The 17629-nt window shown below is 71.2% G+C and carries 12 protein-coding genes; 9 read left to right on the forward strand and 3 right to left on the reverse strand.

Going from position 1 to position 17629, the window contains the following annotated elements:
- The first annotated feature begins 104 nt into the window (after nt 1-104).
- On the forward strand, nt 105-2483 hold the full coding sequence (locus tag MANAM107_RS10315; RefSeq protein WP_223908059.1) for a glycogen debranching protein: 2379 nt from the start codon (nt 105-107) through the stop codon (nt 2481-2483).
- A 216-nt stretch (nt 2484-2699) separates the two neighbouring features.
- Here the strand turns inward: MANAM107_RS10315 and cydB are convergent, their stop codons facing one another.
- A complete protein-coding gene (cydB, locus tag MANAM107_RS10320; RefSeq protein WP_223908061.1) occupies nt 2700-3833 on the reverse strand; it encodes a cytochrome d ubiquinol oxidase subunit II in 1134 nt (377 codons plus the stop codon).
- Nucleotides 3834-3860: 27 nt separating this feature from the next.
- Nucleotides 3861-5378 (reverse strand): cytochrome ubiquinol oxidase subunit I, encoded by a 1518-nt coding sequence (locus MANAM107_RS10325; protein ID WP_223908063.1) that lies wholly within the window; start codon nt 5376-5378, stop codon nt 3861-3863.
- A 524-nt stretch (nt 5379-5902) separates the two neighbouring features.
- Between MANAM107_RS10325 and MANAM107_RS10330 the strand changes: the two genes are divergently transcribed.
- The 8 genes from MANAM107_RS10330 to MANAM107_RS10365 all read left to right on the forward strand — a co-directional run bounded on the left by MANAM107_RS10330 (nt 5903) and on the right by MANAM107_RS10365 (nt 16908).
- Nucleotides 5903-9925 (forward strand): Rne/Rng family ribonuclease, encoded by a 4023-nt coding sequence (locus MANAM107_RS10330; protein WP_223908065.1) that lies wholly within the window; start codon nt 5903-5905, stop codon nt 9923-9925.
- 340 nt (nt 9926-10265) lie between these two features.
- Nucleotides 10266-10586, forward strand: a complete 321-nt coding sequence (rplU, locus tag MANAM107_RS10335) for a 50S ribosomal protein L21 (protein ID WP_179899450.1) — start codon at nt 10266-10268, stop codon at nt 10584-10586.
- Between the two features lie 60 nt (nt 10587-10646).
- A complete protein-coding gene (gene rpmA / locus MANAM107_RS10340; RefSeq protein ID WP_124934477.1) occupies nt 10647-10904 on the forward strand; it encodes a 50S ribosomal protein L27 in 258 nt (85 codons plus the stop codon).
- A 96-nt stretch (nt 10905-11000) separates the two neighbouring features.
- Nucleotides 11001-12569 carry a GTPase ObgE gene (gene obgE / locus MANAM107_RS10345; RefSeq protein WP_223908067.1) on the forward strand — a complete coding sequence of 523 codons (1569 nt, stop codon included), beginning with the start codon at nt 11001-11003 and terminating at the stop codon, nt 12567-12569.
- A gap of 101 nt (nt 12570-12670) precedes the next feature.
- The gene (proB, locus tag MANAM107_RS10350) at nt 12671-13765 is read left to right on the forward strand and encodes a glutamate 5-kinase (protein WP_223913092.1); all 1095 of its coding nucleotides are present in this window, start codon (nt 12671-12673) and stop codon (nt 13763-13765) included.
- A gap of 198 nt (nt 13766-13963) precedes the next feature.
- A complete protein-coding gene (locus MANAM107_RS10355; RefSeq protein ID WP_223908069.1) occupies nt 13964-14980 on the forward strand; it encodes a DUF6199 family natural product biosynthesis protein in 1017 nt (338 codons plus the stop codon).
- Between the two features lie 144 nt (nt 14981-15124).
- Complete coding sequence (locus tag MANAM107_RS10360; protein WP_223908071.1) at nt 15125-16453, forward strand: glutamate-5-semialdehyde dehydrogenase; 1329 nt, start codon at nt 15125-15127, stop codon at nt 16451-16453.
- A gap of 14 nt (nt 16454-16467) precedes the next feature.
- Nucleotides 16468-16908 carry a hypothetical protein gene (locus tag MANAM107_RS10365; protein WP_223908074.1) on the forward strand — a complete coding sequence of 147 codons (441 nt, stop codon included), beginning with the start codon at nt 16468-16470 and terminating at the stop codon, nt 16906-16908.
- Nucleotides 16909-16944: 36 nt separating this feature from the next.
- On the opposite strand, the gene MANAM107_RS10370 is transcribed toward MANAM107_RS10365, so the two are convergent.
- Nucleotides 16945-17622, reverse strand: a complete 678-nt coding sequence (locus tag MANAM107_RS10370) for a response regulator transcription factor (protein WP_223908077.1) — start codon at nt 17620-17622, stop codon at nt 16945-16947.
- Nucleotides 17623-17629: the final 7 nt, after the last annotated feature.

Below are 17629 nucleotides of genomic sequence, written 5' to 3' on the forward strand. Positions count from 1 at the left end.
GCCCCGAGCACGTCACCGGTCAGGGGCGCCGGTCGGGGGTGCCGGTCGGGGGGGGCACCGCGGTGCTCAGCCGGCTATCAGGCTCGGGTGCCAGGCTCGCGGCCATGTCTGCTGCCTCTACCTCCGCTGCGCCGTCGCCGTTCCCGCTCGAGCAGTCCACCTGGGCCCAGGCCGATTGGCCGCTGGGGACCCACCTGGGGCCCGACGGCGTGACCGTCGCGGTCTGCGCCCCTGCCGCCACCCGCGTCCAGCTGGAGGTCTACCCCCAGGCCCTGGGCGCGCAGGCCTCCGATGTCTTCCTGCCCGAGCGCGGCGCCGATGGCGTGTGGCGGGCCAGGATCGGCGGCCTGGGGGCCGGCGCGCTGCTGGGCTGGCGCGTGTGGGGCCCCAACTGGCCCTACGACGAGGCCTGGGTGCCCGGCTCCGCGGCGGGCTTCATCGCCGACCTGGATGAGGACGGCAACCGCTTCAACCCCAACAAGGTCCTGTTCGACCCCTACGCCCGGGAGATCACCCACAGCGCCTTCACCGACGCCCTGGGGGAGCTGGGCGTCAATGATGGTGTGCTGGGAACGGGAGGCGATCTGGTCGACGGCGTGCCGCGCCGTCAGATCGACACCGGCCCCTATGCCCCCAAGGGCATCGTGGTGGAGGAGGACGACGGCGCTGAGCGCCGTGTCCCCAAGCCGCGGATCCCGGCCGAGCAGGCGATCATCTACGAGGCCGGGGTGCGGCAGCTGACCGGCCACCCCTCGGCCGCCCGCCTGAGCGAGCTGCTGGCGGGGGAGTCGGGCTTCGAGGACGTGGTGGATATTCCCCAGGAGTACCGGGGCACCTACCGGGGCGCGGGGATGCTCGCCCCCTACCTCAAGGCGGCGGGCGTGACGACGGTGGAGCTGCTGCCGGTCCACGAGACCAACGCCTCGGAGTCGGGGCGCTCGGGCGCCACGAACTCCTGGGGGTACATGACCCTGGCCTTCTTCGCCCCCAGCCGGCGCTATGCCGCCGACCGCAGCTGGGGCGGGCCCACCCGGGAGTTCAGGGAGATGGTCGATGCCTTCCATGCTGCCGGGATGGAGGTCTACCTCGACGTCGTCTACAACCACACCGCGGAGGGCGGCAACTGGAACGGCGAGGTGACGACGACCGGCTTCACCAGCCTGGGCGGCTTCGCCACGGCCGAGTACTACCAGCTCACCCGGGACAGGATGCTGGTCGACGGCGCCACGGGCACCTCCAACCAGTTGAACTTCTCCTCGCCCGCGGCCCGGCAGCTGGTGCTGGACTCCCTGCGCTACTGGTGCTCGCAGATGGGCGTGGACGGCTTCCGCTTCGACCTGGCCACGGTCCTGGGGAGGATGCCGGGGGAGGCCGAGCCCGATGACTGGGGCAATCTCAAGCGCTTCTTCGGAGATCATCCGCTGCTGACGGCGATCGCCGAGCTGGCCGAGCAGGAGCATGTGGAGGTCATCGCCGAGGCCTGGGACCTGTGGGGCTATGAGGTGGGCAACTTCCCGCGGGGCTGGGGGGAGTGGAACGGCCGCTACCGCGATGCCGTGCGCCGCTTCACCAAGGGCGATGGCAACACCGGCGAGTTCATCGACATGGTCAATGGCGACTACCACCACTTCGCCGATAACGGCGGGCCGCAGAAGTCGGTGAACTTCATCGTGGCCCATGACGGCTTCAACCTGGCCGACCTGGTGAGCTACCAGACCAAGGTCAATGATCAGCCCGCGCCCTTCGGGCCCTCTGACGGCGGCAGTGATGACAACATGTCCTGGGACTCGGGGGGTGATCAGGCGCTGCGCCGGCAGCGGCTGCGCAACCTGTGGGCGATCCTCCTGCTCTCGCGGGGCGTGCCCATGGTGGTGGCCGGGGACGAGATGGGGCGGACCCAGAACGGGAACAACAACCCCTGGGCGCTGGACACGGTGGCGATGCTCAACAACTACGCGATGGTGGCCTCGAGCGCCCCGCAGCGGGTGGGTGTGGAGGACGGCTCGGGGGCCGCCTACCACGACAACCTCGGCGCCTTCGACTCTGAGAGCGCGCAGGTCAACCCGCTCTTCCGCTTCGCGACCTTCCTCATGCGCCTGCGCCATGAGCATCCTGCGCTGCACCAGGCGAACTGGGGCGATGATCAGGTCGGCGGCGATGACGTGTCCTACCTGTTCCGCGCCTCCGATGGGGCAGGCTCGCCCCAGGAGGGGGATCGGGCGCTGGCGATCCACATCGACGCTCCCGGGGAGGCCTTCTGGGTGATGGTCAACATGGCCTCCGAGCCGGTGGACTTCCAGCTGCCGGAGGCCGGCGGCGGTCGGGTGTGGCGGCGCCTGGTGGATACCGCGGCCTGGGCGGAGCGGGAGTCGAACTGCTGGCGCGAGGGCTCGGGTGAGGTGCTCAGCGGAGCGCAGTCGGTGGCCGCGTGGTCGGTGGTCGTCTGCCTGGCGGGACCGACGCAGGCGGTGCAGCAGGGCTAAGCAGCGCGCCCGGAGCGCGCCCGGAGCGGGCCCGGGCGCAGGCCGGGTGCGCGTCGCCGGTCGGCTGCACAGGGCAGGACCTGCCCGTATCGTGCGGGTCAGGGCCCTGCCGGAGTGTGGACGATCCCGGCCATGTGCCGCCGCTCCTGCCGCTGTGCTCAGAGTCCGGCCATCCCCAGGGCCTCTGGGTCCTGGGGATGGCCGGACTCGTGCGGCTCAGTAGCCGATGAGGGCCTCGGGCTGGGCGGAGTCGCGCACCTTCGTGGGGTGCAGGCCGCCCTTGCCCTCGTCGATGTCATCGGCATTGATCCGCTTGGCGAAGACCTTGTAGCTCCAGATCGTGTAGGCCAGCACTCCGGGCACGAAGACCACCGCGGCCGCCGTCATGATGATGAGCGTGGTCTCGGCACTGGCCGCCTGGGTCAGGGTCAGGGAGTAGGCCGGGTCGATGGAGGAGCGCATGACATCGGGGGCCATGGAGGCGAAGATGAAGACCACGGCCATGGCGATGCCCACGAAGTGCAGGGCGAAGGCCCAGCCGTCGCGGCCGGTGGCACTCGCGCTCATCGAGGCCAGCAGCCCGACGGCGGCGATGATCAGCGGCAGCCAGGACAGTGCGTTGGGGGAGTAGGCGATCTGCGCCCAGATGGCCCACACCGCGGTCACGGCCGTGGCGGCCGGGCCCAGGCGGCGGGAGAGCCTCAGTGCCCGCTGGGACAGCTCGCCGGTGGTCTTCAGGGCGATGAACAGCGCTCCGTGGTTGAGGAAGAGCAGGCAGGTGACCACGCCGCCCAGAAGGGTGAAGGCCGTGAGCATGGAGAAGAACCCGCCGGTGATCTGGTGGGAGCTGCCGTACAGCAGGGTGTCGGCCGGGACGTCGGCGGCGGGCACCACCTGGCGGGTGGTCATGTCCAGCACCTCGATGCGCATGCCCTGCACCAGGTTGGCGAAGGCCACACCCCACAGGATCGAGGGCACCCAGGCGCTGATGGTGTGCGCCCAGTCCCAGCGGTCCCTCCAGGTCTGGGAGTTGATCTTGGGTCTCCACTCGATGGCGCACACGCGCACGATGAGGCACAGCAGGATGCACAGCAGGGGGATGTAGGCCCCGGAGAACAGGGTGCCGTACCACTCGGGGAAGGCCGCGAAGGTGGCGCCGCCGGCGGTCAGCAGCCACACCTCGTTGCCGTCCCAGTGGGGGCCGATGGCGTGGAGCATGGCGCGGCGCTCCTTCTCATCGCGCCCGAGGATCTTGAGCAGCATGCCCACCCCGAAGTCGAATCCCTCCAGGGCGAGGTAGCCGATCCACAGGATGGCGATGAGGATGAACCAGAGGATTGCCAGAGTCATGGGGTTCTACCTTCCTTGGTTCGATCGTCAGTAGGCGAAGGACAGCACGGGCGCCTGGGCCTGGTCCTTCGTGTCATCTGAGGGCTGCGGGGCCTGCTCCGGGTCGACGGGGGTGTGCACGCCCTCGCGGATGTAGCGGCGCAGCAGGACGAACCAGACCACTCCCAGGGCGGCGTAGAGCAGGGTGAAGATGATCATCGAGCTCAGGACGGTGCTCGCCGAGACCACTGTGGAGACGCCATCGGCGGTGAGCATGTAGACCTGGGAGACGGGGTCGGCCAGGTTGGGCACGATGACCCAGGGCTGACGGCCCATCTCGGTGAAGATCCAGCCGAAGGAGCAGGCGATGAAGGGCAGCCACATGGTCCACAGCGCGGCCTTGCCCAGGAAGGGCCTGCTGATGAGCCTGCCCGAGCGGGTCAGCCACAGCGCCAGCACCCCGATCCCCATGGAGGCCATGCCCAGGCCGATCATGAGGCGGAAGGACCAGAAGGTCACCATGACATTGGGGGTGTAGTCGATGGGCCGACCGTGGGAGTCCGTCTCGCCGAACCGCTCCTGGTACATCTCCTGGGCCTCCTGGAGCCCCATGACCTCGGCGTTCATGTCATTGGTGGCCATGAAGGAGTAGACGCCGGGCACGGAGATGAAGCGGGTCATGCCCTCATCGCAGTCCCCGAAGGCGATGGCGGTGAAGGGGGCCCCGGACTCGGTGTGGCACAGGCCCTCGGCCGCGGCCATCTTCGCGGGCTGCTCCTCGACCACCAGGTGGCCCTGGAAGTGCCCGGAGGTGGCGGTGATGGCTCCGGCCAGCACCATGGTGACAGCGCCGAACCTGGCCAGGCGGCGCCACAGGTGACGGGCCTCGTACTCCTGCTCGGCGCGCACCGCCTTGGTCATCCACCACACCGAGACGCCGAGGATCACGGCGGCCGCCACGAGGAAGGCCGAGGCGATGACGTGGACGACTGTGGTCCACAGGATCGGGTTGGACAGGACCTTGCCGAAGCCGGCCAGACCGTCGAGCTCGGCGCGGCCGGTGGTGGGGTTGACGACGGTGCCCACGGGGTGCTGCATCCAGGAGTTGGCGGCCAGGATGAAGAAGGCGGAGAAGTTGGTGCCGGCGGCCACCGCCCACATGCACAGGTTGTGCAGCCTGGGGGAGAGGCGGTCCCAGCCGAAGATCCACAGGCCCAGGAAGGTGGACTCCATGAAGAAGGCCAGGAGCGCCTCGAAGGCCAGGGGGGCGCCGAAGACGTTGCCCACGAACCGGGAGTACTCCGACCAGTTCATGCCGAACTGGAACTCCTGGACGATACCGGTGGCCACGCCCAGGGCGAAGTTGATGAGCAGAATCTTGCCGAAGAACTTCGTGGCCACCAGCCACTGCTTGTTGCCCGTGCGCCTCCAGAGCGTCTCCATGAGGGCGACCAGGGGGGACAGCCCGATGGTCAGCGGCACCAGGATGAAGTGGTAGACGGTCGTGATGCCGAACTGCCAGCGAGCCAGGTCGAGGGAGTCCAGCGCCATCGGTGCGAGGTTCATCGACACCACCTTTCAAAAGGATGGCGAAACTTATAGGAAGTGTTGCGGTCCGTTCCGCAACTGCATAGGGCCACCATAATGACACGCTGACGCTTTGTCATCAAAGTGTCAATAAGGTTCGGTAACGATCATCTCCGCAGCCAGAGGCGGGTCTGACGGTCGTGCGGCCGTGACCCGCCGAGCGCGGCCCCGGGCCCTCCTGGTTGCGCCCACAGGTGAAGCGGTGCGGGATGGGGCCCGCCTGCGGCGCGGGTGGCGCAGATGTGAAATACTCTCCTCGGCTCCGAGTGCCCCGTACCGGCACCTGGTGCCCGGGTCCTCGGAGACGAACCCGCCCGGGATTCTCGCGCCGCCATGAGCGCCGCCGCGAGTCCGGCGCGTGCGGACGCCCTCGAGGCAGGCGCCCCATGGCGCCGCACCACTGAGACTTCATGAACTCGCCCTCGCGCTCGCGCAGGGGCACAACCGCGCTGACGCGCCGGGGGTACGACGGTGCAGCGGCGCCCGGAGAGTGCAGCCCAGTCATGGCACGTCGCACCGAATCAACAGAATCAACAGAATCAGCCGAGGTCCGGGACGACTCGGCTCCCTCCATCCAGGCTCAGGAGGAGGCCTCCACCGGTCCGGCCGCCGGCTCGGCCGTGGATGAGGACTCAGCCCGGGAGGCGGCCCAGGAGTCGGTGGAGTCGGCGAAGGCTCCGGCGCGCCGTCGGCGCAAGGCCACCGCCACCAGTACCACCCCGCCTGCGGAGCGCCCCGCCCGCTCGCGCCGCGCGAAGACCTCGGGGACCCCGGGGGGCTCGGATGAGCCCCAGGGCCCCGGGGATGCCCAGGCCCCTGCACCCCCCATCACCCGCAGCGCCGCGGCGACTGGTAGTGCTGCGAAGGACGACGCCGCCGAGGAGCCCCAGGCCCCCGCCGCGCCCGTCCGCAGGCGCCGCCGGGCCACCGCCCCCGCAGCGGCGCCCGAGCAGGCCGCGCCCCCCGCTGCCCAGGCTGCCCCGCCGGCCTCCGACCAGGACGGCGGGGCGCACGACGAGCAGCATGACGGCGAGGCGCGCGATACTCAGGGCCCAGCCGACCGGGCCGATCGGCAGGACGCCGGCGGCTCGGGGCCCGGCGGCCCTGCGGAGGCCGACGAGGCCCCCCATGTCGGTGACCCCGAGGAGCTCGAGGACACCGAGGGCACCAGTGACCCCGAGGAGCAGGACGGGCAGGACGAGACCGAGGCCGCCCCTGAGGACGACTCCGGGGGCGATGACGAGGCCGAGCCGCTGCGCCTGCCCGCCGCCTCCCTGCTCTTCCAGGCCCCCGACCCCAGTCGGGCCCGCCGTCGCCGCCGGGTGACCGCGGCCAGGACCACCCCCGAGCCCCAGGACGCCGACGCAGACTCCCGCGACGCCCAGGCCTTGGATCCCAGGAGCGGTGGGCGCCGCCCCGCCCGGAGCCAGGGCTCCACGTCCGATCAGGGCGCGTCGCGGGGCCGCTCGCGCCGCGGCCGGGCGCAGGCGCCCCAGGACTCCGAGGGTGCCGAGCAGGCCCTGCGCGGCAGTGACCGCGACCAGGCCGCCGAGGAGCCCTCCGACGCCGCCCGCACCGACGGCGCCGAGGCGGATTCCTCTACGGCTCCGGCCGGCCGCTCCCGGCGCCGTCGTCGCGCCACGGCCTCGACCACCGCCCCGGCCGCCGCCCCGGAGCCGGAGGATGACGAGGAGGCCCAGGCCGATCAGGGAGAGGCGGCCCCCCAGGAGGCCGCGGGTGAGGAGGCCGCATCCGCGCGGCGCAAGCGCCGCCGTGGAGGGCGCGGCCGTCGCTCGCGCCTGCGCGAGGACGAGCGCGACTCGGGCGCCGAGGGCGACGAGGATCCCCAGGCCGCGGAGGACGGGGAGCCCCAGGACCCGCCGTCGGTGAGGGGGAACCAGGAGGCCGCCGGTGAGGAGGGCGCCGAGCAGGGCTCGCGCCGTCGTCGTCGCCGCTCGCGCACCCGCGGCGAGACCGGCCGGGAGGCGCGTGACGAGGTCACCGCCCTCAAGGGCTCGACCCGCCTGGAGGCCAAGCGCCAGCGGAGGCGCGAGGGCCGCGCCGCCGGGCGCCGCCGTCCCATCATCACCGAGGCCGAGTTCCTCGCCCGCCGCGAGAGCGTGGACCGCCAGATGATCGTGCGCGAGTCCGACGGCCTCAACCAGATCGCCGTCCTGGAGGACGACCTGCTGGTCGAGCACTACGTGGCCCGCCACACCCAGACCTCGATGGTCGGCAACGTCTACATCGGCCGGGTCCAGAACGTGCTGCCCTCCATGGAGGCCGCCTTCGTGGACCTGGGCAAGGGGCGCAACGCCGTCCTGTACGCCGGGGAGGTCAACTGGGACGCCGCGGGCATGGAGGGCAAGCCCCGCCGCATCGAGGACGCCCTCAAGAGCGGGGACACCATCCTGGTCCAGGTCACCAAGGACCCCATCGGGCACAAGGGCGCCCGCCTGACCAGCCAGATCACCCTGGCCGGCCGCTTCCTGGTGCTCGTGCCCGGGGGGACCATGACCGGCATCTCCCGCAAGCTGCCCGACACCGAGCGCTCCCGCCTGAAGAAGATCCTCAAGCGCGTGGTCCCCCAGAGCGCCGGCGTCATCGTGCGCACCGCCGCCGAGGGCGCCACCGAGGAGCAGCTGGCCGCCGATGTCGCCCGCCTGGTCGAGCAGTGGGAGGCCATCGACAAGAAGGCCGGCTCCGTGCTCAAGGGCTCGGGCAAGGCCCCCGTCCTGCTCAAGGGCGAGCCCGAGCTGGCCGTGCGGGTCGTGCGCGATGTCTTCAACGAGGACTTCCGCCGCCTCATCGTCTCCGGGGATCAGGCCTGGAGGACGATCTCGGGCTACGTCGGCGAGCTCAGCCCCGAGCTGGTCGACCGCCTGGAGCACTGGACCGGGCCCGACGACGTCTTCGCCGCCCACCGCGTGGACGAGCAGCTGGCCAAGGGCTTCGACCGCAAGGTCTGGCTGCCCAGCGGCGGGACCCTGGTCATCGACCGCACCGAGGCCATGACCGTCATCGATGTCAACACCGGCCGCTTCACCGGTGCCGGGGGCACCCTGGAGGAGACCGTCACCCGCAACAACCTGGAGGCCGCCGAGGAGATCGTGCGCCAGCTGCGGCTGCGGGACATCGGCGGCATGGTCGTCATCGACTTCGTCGACATGGTCCTGGAGTCCAACCGCGACCTGGTCCTGCGCCGCCTGGTGGAGTGCCTGGGGCGCGACCGCACCCGCCACCAGGTCACGGAGGTCACCTCCCTGGGCCTGGTCCAGATGACCCGCAAGCGGGTGGGCCAGGGCCTCGTCGAGGCCTTCTCCACCACCTGCGAGTCCTGCAACGGCCGCGGCTTCATCGTCCATGACGAGCCCGTGGAGAACCAGCAGGCCGACATGTCCGCCTCGGCCTCCCGGGGCCGGGGCCGTGGGCGCAAGCGCCGTGAGGAGGAGCAGCCCGCCTCCCAGGGCGGTGCGCAGGCGGCCCCGGAGCCCAAGAAGGCCAGGAAGTCCGGTCGCAAGAGCAAGGGGGTACAGGACCCCGCCGAGGCGGAGGCCGCCGGTGGGGGCGGGCAGACCCAGGAGGACCCCAAGGATGCTGCGCGCGACAGCCAGGAGGCTCGGGCGGCCGTGCGCGGCGCCCTGGCCCAGATCGCTGCCGCCGCGGAGCACGCCCACGAGCAGGCGCTGAAGGACAGCCAGGCCCAGCAGGAGGCCGGGGACGGCGCTGAGGATGGCGCCGGCGATGAGTCGCAGGCCGCTGAGACGGCCGGTGACGAGGGTGCTGCCGGCAGTGCCGCGCCCGCCAAGAAGGCGGCGAGGTCCGCCAGGACCGTGAAGTCGTCGAAGGCGGCGAAGGCAGCGAAGTCCTCGACGTCGTCGGAGACAGCCGAGGCGGAGGCCTCATCGCCGTCCGCCAAGGCCGGCAGGACGCGCCGGAGGAGCACCTCCCGGACCGTGGCGGTCGACGCCATCGCGCAGGATGCCCCGGAGTCGGAGTCGGAGTCGGCACCCCCGTCGGCTACGGAGCAGCAGCGCGCTGCCGAGGCCGGCTCCGAAAGCCCCCTCGAGGCGGCGGCCGACCAGGCCAAGGACGATGGCGTGGTTGCTGCCCAGACCGCGGCGAAGAAGCCTCGCCGTCGGAGCGCCTCCTCGAAGAAGACCAGTGCTGCGGAGGCGGCTCAGGAGACCGGCCAGGAGACGAACGCCGAGCCTGCTCAGGGCTCGGGGTCGGGCTCGGGGTCGGAGTCGAGCGCCACCGGCAAGTCCAGCAAGGCTGGCGGGAGCAGGACCGGCAGGTCCAGCAGATCCAGCAAGGAAAGCGGTGCCACCAAGGCATCCCGGGCCGGTCAGGATCCGGCCGAGCCCGGCGCCGCTGAGGCCGACGCCGGCGCGGTCGCCCAGGAGGCGCCGCCGGCCAGGACCGCGCGCAAGCCGCGCCGGCGCGCCAGCGCCCCGGCCACCGCGCCTCAAAGCCCCGAACCGGCGGACGGCAAGGCAGGTGGTGCCGAGACGGACGGCGCCTGAGAACCCGTCCTCCGGCCTCCTGAGCCGTGAGTCGTCCTTCCCCGGGCAGGGTGTGCCGTTGGCGTGAGCGGGGTCGGGGAGGGCGGTAGGGTTGCAGTTCCGCGAAGTGAGGTCCGATCCTCGCCACCACCCTCCCTGCTGACGACCTCCCGGGCAAGTGCGGTGGGCCCGACCTGGCCCGGCCGGAGGCCGGCCGTGCCCAAGAACACAGGGCGGTGGGCGGTCGGGAGGTTGGACGCTCGCGGCATATCGCCTAGAGTTGCCTGTCGGTGCGTGTCGCACCATTGCCCAGGAGATGCCCCTCCCGCACAGGAGTGGGGCATTCAGAATCACGACAGAGATGAGCATTCAAGTGGTCTACGCGATCGTCAAGGCCGGCGGCCGTCAGGAGAAGGTCTCCGTCGGCGACGTCGTGGTTGTCGACAAGCTCGCCGGCGAGATCGGTGACGAGGTCTCCCTCGCCCCCCTCATGCTGGTGGATGGCGACAAGGTGACCACCGCCGCTGCCGACCTGGCCAAGGCCTCCGTCACCGCCGAGATCCTCGGCGAGGAGAAGGGCCCCAAGATCAACATCCTGAAGTTCAAGAACAAGACCGGCTACCGCAAGCGCCAGGGGCACCGCGCGCAGCTGACGGCCGTCAAGGTCACCGCTATCAAGTGACCCTCCGGCCGGGGAGACCGGCAATCTGAACGCACACGATCGAGAAGAAAGAAGCCCGAGATGGCACACAAGAAGGGTCTTGGCTCCTCCCGCAACGGCCGCGACTCCAACGCCCAGCGCCTTGGCGTCAAGCGCTACGGCGGCCAGTTCGTCAAGGCCGGTGAGATCATCGTCCGCCAGCGCGGCACCCACTTCCACCCCGGGAGCAATGTGGGCCGCGGCAACGACGACACCCTCTTCGCCAAGGCTGCCGGCAACGTCGAGTTCGGCACCTTCCGCGGCCGCAGGGTCGTCAACGTCGTGCTCCCCGAGGCCTGAGCCTCAGCGGGACGCACCCCATCTTTCCTCGCGAGGGCGGACGGCTCGGGCCGTCCGCCCTCGCAGCATAGGCACACCCGAGACCAGGAGGACCCCATGCCCAGCTTCATCGATCGAGTGGTCCTCCACGTCGCCGGGGGCGACGGCGGTCACGGGTGCACCTCCATCCACCGCGAGAAGTTCAAGCCCCTGGCCGGGCCCGACGGCGGTGACGGCGGGCACGGCGGCGACGTCGTCCTGAGCGTCGACCCCTCGGCCACCACCCTGCTGAGCTACCACCGCTCGCCCCACCGGCGCGCCGGCAACGGCACCCCGGGCATGGGGGACTGGCGGCGCGGCACCGACGGGCAGGACCTCATCCTGCCCGTGCCCCAGGGCACCGTGGTCAAGGCCGCGGACGGGACGGTCATCGCCGACCTGATCGACCCCGACAGCACCGTCGTCGTCGCCCAGGGAGGCACCGGGGGCCGCGGCAACTTCTCCCTGGCCTCCCCCCGGCGCCGCGCCCCCGGCTTCCACCTCCTGGGGGAGCCGGGCCAGGCCCAGGACGTCACCCTGGAGCTCAAGACCATCGCCGACGTCGCCCTCGTGGGCTACCCCAGCGCCGGCAAGTCCTCGCTCATCGCCGCCATGAGCGCGGCGCGCCCCAAGATCGCCGAGTACCCCTTCACCACCCTGGTACCCAACCTGGGCGTGGTGGAGGCCGGATCCGTGCGCTACACCATCGCCGATGTGCCCGGGCTCATCCCCGGGGCCTCCCAGGGCAAGGGCCTGGGCCTGGAGTTCCTGCGGCATATCGAGCGCTGCTCGGTCATCGCCCACCTCCTGGACTGCGCCACCCTGGAGCCGGGCCGTGACCCCCTCAGCGACCTGGACGTCATCGAGGCCGAGCTGGAGGCCTACTCCCGGCGCCTGAGCGAGCAGGAGGCCGACCCGGCCCTGACCGGCCTGGCCCCGCTCATGGACCGCCCGCGCGTCGCGGTGCTGACCAAGATCGACATTCCCGAGGCCGCCGAGCTCGCCGACTTCGTGCGAGCAGACCTGGAGGCCCGCGGCATGCAGGTCTTCGAGGTCTCGGCCGTGGCCCACACCGGGCTCAAGGAGCTGTCCTTCGCCCTGGCCCGCCTGGTGGAGCAGGCCCGCGCCTGCGCCCCCGCCGCGCAGGCCCGGCCCGACCGCCAGGTCATCCGGCCGCAGGCGGTGGGGCGGCGCAGGCCCGAGCCGGTGGCCGAGGTCCGCCAGATCACCCACCCCAGTGAGGGCAGCGTCTACCAGGTGCGCGGCGACAAGCCCGAGCGCTGGGTGCGACAGACCGACTTCTCCAACGATGAGGCGGTGGGCTACCTGGCCGACCGCCTGGCGGCCGCCGGAGTGGAGGATGAGCTGGTCAAGGCCGGTGCCCGGGCCGGGGATGCCGTCCTCATCGGCGAGGTGGAGGGGGGCGTGCTCTTCACCTGGGAGCCGGCCATGTCCACCGGCCCCGAGCTGCTGGGAGCCCGCGGCACCGATCTGCGTATCGACCAGAGCCAGCGGCGCACCAACGCCCAGCGCCGCGAGCAGTACCACGAGATGATGGACGCCAAGGAGGCGGCCCGTGCCGAGCTGCGCCAGGAGGCCGTCGAGGGCCTGTGGACCGACGCCTCCCACTGGGAGGGGGAGCGGTGAGCCGGGCTCCCTCCCGGCAGGACGGCGGGGTCGGCAGCGGGGCTGACAGCGGGACCACGGCGCACCGTGACCGCCCCGAGAGCCTGGCGCCGGGCGCCCGGGTGGTCATCAAGGTCGGCTCCTCCTCCCTGACCCGCCCCGACGGCGGGCTGGACCTCAACCGCATCGACATCATCGCCGGGCTGACCGCGGGCATGCGGCGCCGGGGCCACGATGTCATCCTGGTGACCTCGGGGGCGGTGGCGGCGGGCCTGACCCCGCTGGGCCTGGAGACCCGGCCCCAGGAGCTGCGGCTGCTCCAGGCGGCCGCCTCGGTGGGTCAGGGCAACCTCATGGCCCGATGGCAGACCGCCATGAGCGCCTACGGGGTGGTGGCCGCCCAGGTGCTCCTGACTGCCCAGGATGTGGCCGTGCGCAGCCACTACCGAACCGTGCGCGCCACCTTCGACGCGCTGCTGTCCCTGGGCGCGGTGCCCATCGTCAACGAGAACGATGCGGTGGCCACCGACGAGTTCTCCCTGGGGGACAATGACCACCTGGCGGCGCTGGTCTCCCACCTGGTGACCGCCGATGTGCTGGTGCTGCTCACCGACGTCGACGGCCTGTGGACAGCCCGCCCCGGCACTCCCGGCGCCCGTCCCATCCGCCACGTGCGCAGGCCCGCCGACCTGGAGGGGGTCTCGGTCTCCGGGCGCGGCTCCCAGGTGGGCACGGGGGGCATGACCACCAAGGTCCAAGCGGCCACGATCTCCTGCGCCTCGGGCACGGCCACCCTCATCGCCTCCGCCGACGACGCGGCCGCCCTGCTGGCCGGGCCCGACCTCCCGGCCCAGGTGGGCACCTGGTTCGACCCCACCGGCCCCCACCGGCCCAGCCGCCGGCTGTGGATCGCCCACGCCTCCATGCCCGAGGGCCGGATCCTGGTGGACCAGGGAGCGGCCCGCGCACTGACAGTGGGCAAGAAGTCCCTCCTGCTGCCGGGCGTCACGGCGGTCAGCGGCGACTTCGAGTCGGGGGCGGTGGTCGATATCGTCGGCCCCGAGCGCGCTGTGGCGCGCGGCATCTGCCGCTACTCGGCCGCCGAGCTCGGGGAGGTCCTGGCGGCCCGTGCCGCGGGCACGCCCGCCCCCGATCATGTGGCGCCCGTGGTCCACCGCGACGACCTGGCCGAACTGCCCCGCACCGCCGGCGCCTGAGCCGCGCTGATGAGGAAACCGGTGCGCAGTATCATCCCCGGGAGATTCCCAGGTTGAGAACGCCCCCCATCTGTGGCTCTGGGCTTAGGATTCTTGCCGTCGAGGCGACGTGGAGCGAGCTCAGGGCGAAAACCCCGCAGCACCGTGCCCCACGATACCGCTCCTGTGCATCCTGTGTCGTCTCAGGGAGGAATACTCATGGGATTCGCCGTTCTTCTTCTGATCATCGTCGCGCTGATAGGCCTGTGGTCCATTTTTGATCCGCGCGGCATGTGGAGAGCCACCGAATCCTGGAAATTCCGAAACCCGGAGGCCAATGAACCCTCGGAAGCCTCGTTCGCCCTTTCCCGTATCACTGGTGTGATCTCCGTTATCGGAGTCCTGATCTTCATCGGGGTGCTGCTGCAGGGGCCGCCAGGCTCACAGGAGTCCCAGCGGGACTCGCGGACGCGGTCGGCATCTTCATACGACCCATTCGCGCAGCCGACGGATGACGGCCTGGAGCCGTACCCGGTATCTCCGGATCCGATCGATGCCTTCTCCTCCGCTGCTCAGAGCCCTGCCGCCCTTGGTGATCCGGTGACGATCTTCACCCCGGTCCTCCAATCCGACAGCAGTGGCAGTGAGGGGGCGAGCTCCTCGGCTACCACTGTTGGGCTCGACCCCGTCTACTATCCGTGGACCAGTGGTGATCACCCGGCGGCCTTCGCCGCAGCAACGGTGATCGACTCCAAGACGGCCCTGGGGACCCTCGACATGACCCAGGCGTCCACTCCGGATGCGGGGGAGGGCACATTGGGCGAGGCCACCTACATCATCGTCAGGCTCTCTCGGCCTGTCTGCGCGATCAGCTCGATATCCGCCACGACCAGCAATGAGCGGATACGGATCTCGGTGAGGGGGGTGTCGGATGAGACCCGTTGCGGGCAGACGGTCAATGGCGCGTATGTCGCCGTACCACTCAGTGAGGATCAGGTGGCCATGGCGCAGAGTTACGAGGCTCCCTCCTACCGGCCTATCGCCACTGCCGGGACCCGGCGCATGTACTCCAGTCCGCGAGGCGAATTCGTGCCCACTGTGTTCGTCTCCCAACAGCGTACGGGTCTTGATTACGTGTGGATGGACGAGCAGACGGATAAGCAGGTCGCTCCAGGCGTCCTGGTGCCCTGGCTTCCCTCCACGGATGAGTCCCTGCCCTCCGCCGGCCCCTCATAGACCCCTGCCATGCAAGACCCTGCCATGGGCCTTGTCGTTGTCTGCCATGATGCGGCCGGATAGGTCGAAGCCGCCGGAATCGGGGTGGCTGGCGCCACGGCAGGGGGCATACCGCGGGACCCGGCCTGCCCGTATGGTGGAGGCATGAGCAGTACTCCCGACAGTCAGGCCGAGGCAGGGGCCGCGCAGGAGGCCACGGCCCTGGTGGCCTCGGTGGCCACGGCCGCCCGCGCCGCTCAGCGGGCCATCGCCGGCGCCCCGCGCGCCGTCAAGGACGCCGCCCTGCACGCCATGGCCGATGCGCTGGCAGCCCACGAGGAGCAGATCCTGGCCGCCAACGCGCTCGATCTGGCCCGCGGCCGGGATCGGGGCATGAGGCCGGGCCTGCTGGACCGCCTCGCCCTGGACTCCGGGCGCCTGGAGGCGATCGCCGGAGCCCTGCGCGAGATCGCCGCCCTGCCCGACCCCGTCGGCCAGATCGTCGACGGCTCGGTCATGCCCAACGGCCTGCGGGTGCGGCGCGTGCGCGTGCCCATGGGCGTGGTCGGCATGATCTACGAGGCCCGCCCCAATGTCACCGTGGATGTGGCCGCCCTGGCCGTCAAGTCCGGCAACGCCGTCATCCTGCGCGGGGGCAGTGCCGCCCAGGCCTCCAATGCCGCCATCGTGGAGGCCCTGCGCGGTGCCCTGGCCTCCCAGGGCCTGCCCGCCGACCTCGTGGCCAGCGTGGACGCCGCCGGGCGCGAGGGCGCCCGTGCCCTCATGCACGCCCGCGGACTGGTCGATGTCCTTGTCCCGCGCGGCGGGGCGGGCCTCATCCGCACCGTGGTGGAGGAGTCCACGGTGCCGGTTATCGAGACCGGCTCGGGCAACTGCCACATCTACGTCGATGCCAGCGCCGAGCCGGGGGCCGCCGTCGATATCATCGTCAACGCCAAGACCCAGCGGGTCGGGGTGTGCAACGCCGCCGAGACCCTCCTGGTCCACCAGGGCATCGCCGACTCCTGGCTGCCCCGGGCGGCCCGGGCCCTGTGGAGCCGGGGCACCACCCTCCACGCCGACGCCGCCGCCCGCGGGATCCTCCGGGGCCCCGCCGCGGCCGAGGCCCACCAGGACCTGCTGGTGGAGGCCACCGAGGAGGACTGGGACACCGAGTACGGCTCCCTGGATCTGGCGGTGCGTGTGGTGCCCGATGTCCAGGAGGCGATCGAGCACATCCGAGCCCACACCACCGGGCACACCGAGGCCGTCCTGGCCCAGGACACCGCCGTCATCACCGCCTTCATCGCCGGGATGGACTCGGCCGCCGTCATCGTCAACGCCTCCACCCGCTTCACCGACGGCGGGCAGCTCGGCCTGGGCGCCGAGCTGGGGATCTCCACGCAGAAGCTCCACGCCCGTGGGCCCATGGGCCTGACCGAACTGACAACGACCATGTGGATCGTTGAGGGCGACGGCCACGTGCGTCCCTGAAGAAGGAGGCGATGATGACGACTCTGATCCGCCCCCGGGGCCGCTTCATCGCGGTCCTGACCATCCTGGTGACCTCGGTGCTGCTGACCTGGGTGACCTGGTCCGCGATGAGCTCCCCCAGTGGGACCACCAGCGGCCCGGGCATCGATATCACCCCCAGGCCGGCCTCCTCCGGGTCGGCCACTCCGGGGCCCACCGCCTCCCACAGCGCCGCCGCGACGGAGAGCGCCAGTGAGCACCACAGCCCGGAGGCCGTCGAGCCTCCCGCCCCGGCAGCCGTCGACCCCCAGGGCCGCAGCGACCAGGGCGGTCAGGGGGGCCACGCCGAGCCGCCGGCGCCCCAGGCACCACCCGCGGCACCCCAGGCGCCTCCTGCTGCGCCTCAGGCGCCGGCCGATGACGATGACGCCGATGATCTCGATGATGCCGACGACGCCGCGGAGATCGACGACTGAGACCGGCCTGCGGCGGGGAGCCGTGGCCGGGATGCGTCACACGAGGCGGTAGCCCATGCCCCGCACCGTCTGGAACTTGTCCTTGCCGAGCTTGCTCCTGAGGTAGGACATGTAGACCTCGACGACGTTGGAGCCGGGATCGAAGTCGTAGCCCCACACGGTGCTCAGGAGCTGCTCACGGCTGAGAACCTGGCCGGGGTGGCGCATGAAGGTCTCCGCCAGGGCGAACTCGCGGGCCGAGAGCTCGATAGTGGCGCCGTCGATCTCCATGGTCCGGGTGCGCAGGTCCAGCACCAGGTTGCGGTGGCTCAGACGCATCGATTCGGCAGCGGGCTGGGTGGCCTCTGAGCGCAGCCGGACCCGGATGCGCGCCAGCAGCTCCTCGAAGGAGAAGGGCTTGGGCATGTAGTCGTCCGCCCCTCCCTCCAGGCCCGCGACCCGGTCGGCCACCGAGGTGCGGGCGGTGAGCATGATGACGGGGGTGGTCACGCCCTGTCCGCGCATCTGCTCCAGGGCGGTGAACCCGTCGATGTCGGGCAGGCCCACGTCCAGGATGATGAGATCGATCTCCCCACGGGCGGTCAGCTGGACGGCCAGCTGCACCGCCTCAACCCCCGAGGCCGTTGTCTGGGCGGTGAATCCGGCTGACTTGAGTCCCTTGACGAGGAAGGAGGCGATGCGCGCCTCGTCCTCCACCACCAGGATGCTGCTCATCGGTCGC

The organism is Actinomyces capricornis, assembly GCF_019974135.1.
In the GTDB taxonomy this organism is placed as follows: Bacteria; Actinomycetota; Actinomycetes; order Actinomycetales; family Actinomycetaceae; genus Actinomyces; species Actinomyces capricornis.

Bases quoted from the DNA above. Each gene is read 5' to 3' on its own strand.
- MANAM107_RS10360 (WP_223908071.1), top strand. From the start codon at position 15,125: ATGAGCAGTACTCCCGACAGTCAGGCCGAGGCAGGGGCCGCGCAGGAG.
- MANAM107_RS10325 (WP_223908063.1), bottom strand. From the start codon at position 5,378: ATGAACCTCGCACCGATGGCGCTGGACTCCCTCGACCTGGCTCGCTGG.
- MANAM107_RS10365 (WP_223908074.1), top strand. From the start codon at position 16,468: ATGACGACTCTGATCCGCCCCCGGGGCCGCTTCATCGCGGTCCTGACC.
- obgE (WP_223908067.1), top strand. From the start codon at position 11,001: ATGCCCAGCTTCATCGATCGAGTGGTCCTCCACGTCGCCGGGGGCGAC.
- cydB (WP_223908061.1), bottom strand. From the start codon at position 3,833: ATGACTCTGGCAATCCTCTGGTTCATCCTCATCGCCATCCTGTGGATC.
- rplU (WP_179899450.1), top strand. From the start codon at position 10,266: ATGAGCATTCAAGTGGTCTACGCGATCGTCAAGGCCGGCGGCCGTCAG.
- MANAM107_RS10355 (WP_223908069.1), top strand. From the start codon at position 13,964: ATGGGATTCGCCGTTCTTCTTCTGATCATCGTCGCGCTGATAGGCCTG.
- MANAM107_RS10315 (WP_223908059.1), top strand. From the start codon at position 105: ATGTCTGCTGCCTCTACCTCCGCTGCGCCGTCGCCGTTCCCGCTCGAG.
- rpmA (WP_124934477.1), top strand. From the start codon at position 10,647: ATGGCACACAAGAAGGGTCTTGGCTCCTCCCGCAACGGCCGCGACTCC.
- MANAM107_RS10370 (WP_223908077.1), bottom strand. From the start codon at position 17,622: ATGAGCAGCATCCTGGTGGTGGAGGACGAGGCGCGCATCGCCTCCTTC.
- MANAM107_RS10330 (WP_223908065.1), top strand. From the start codon at position 5,903: ATGGCACGTCGCACCGAATCAACAGAATCAACAGAATCAGCCGAGGTC.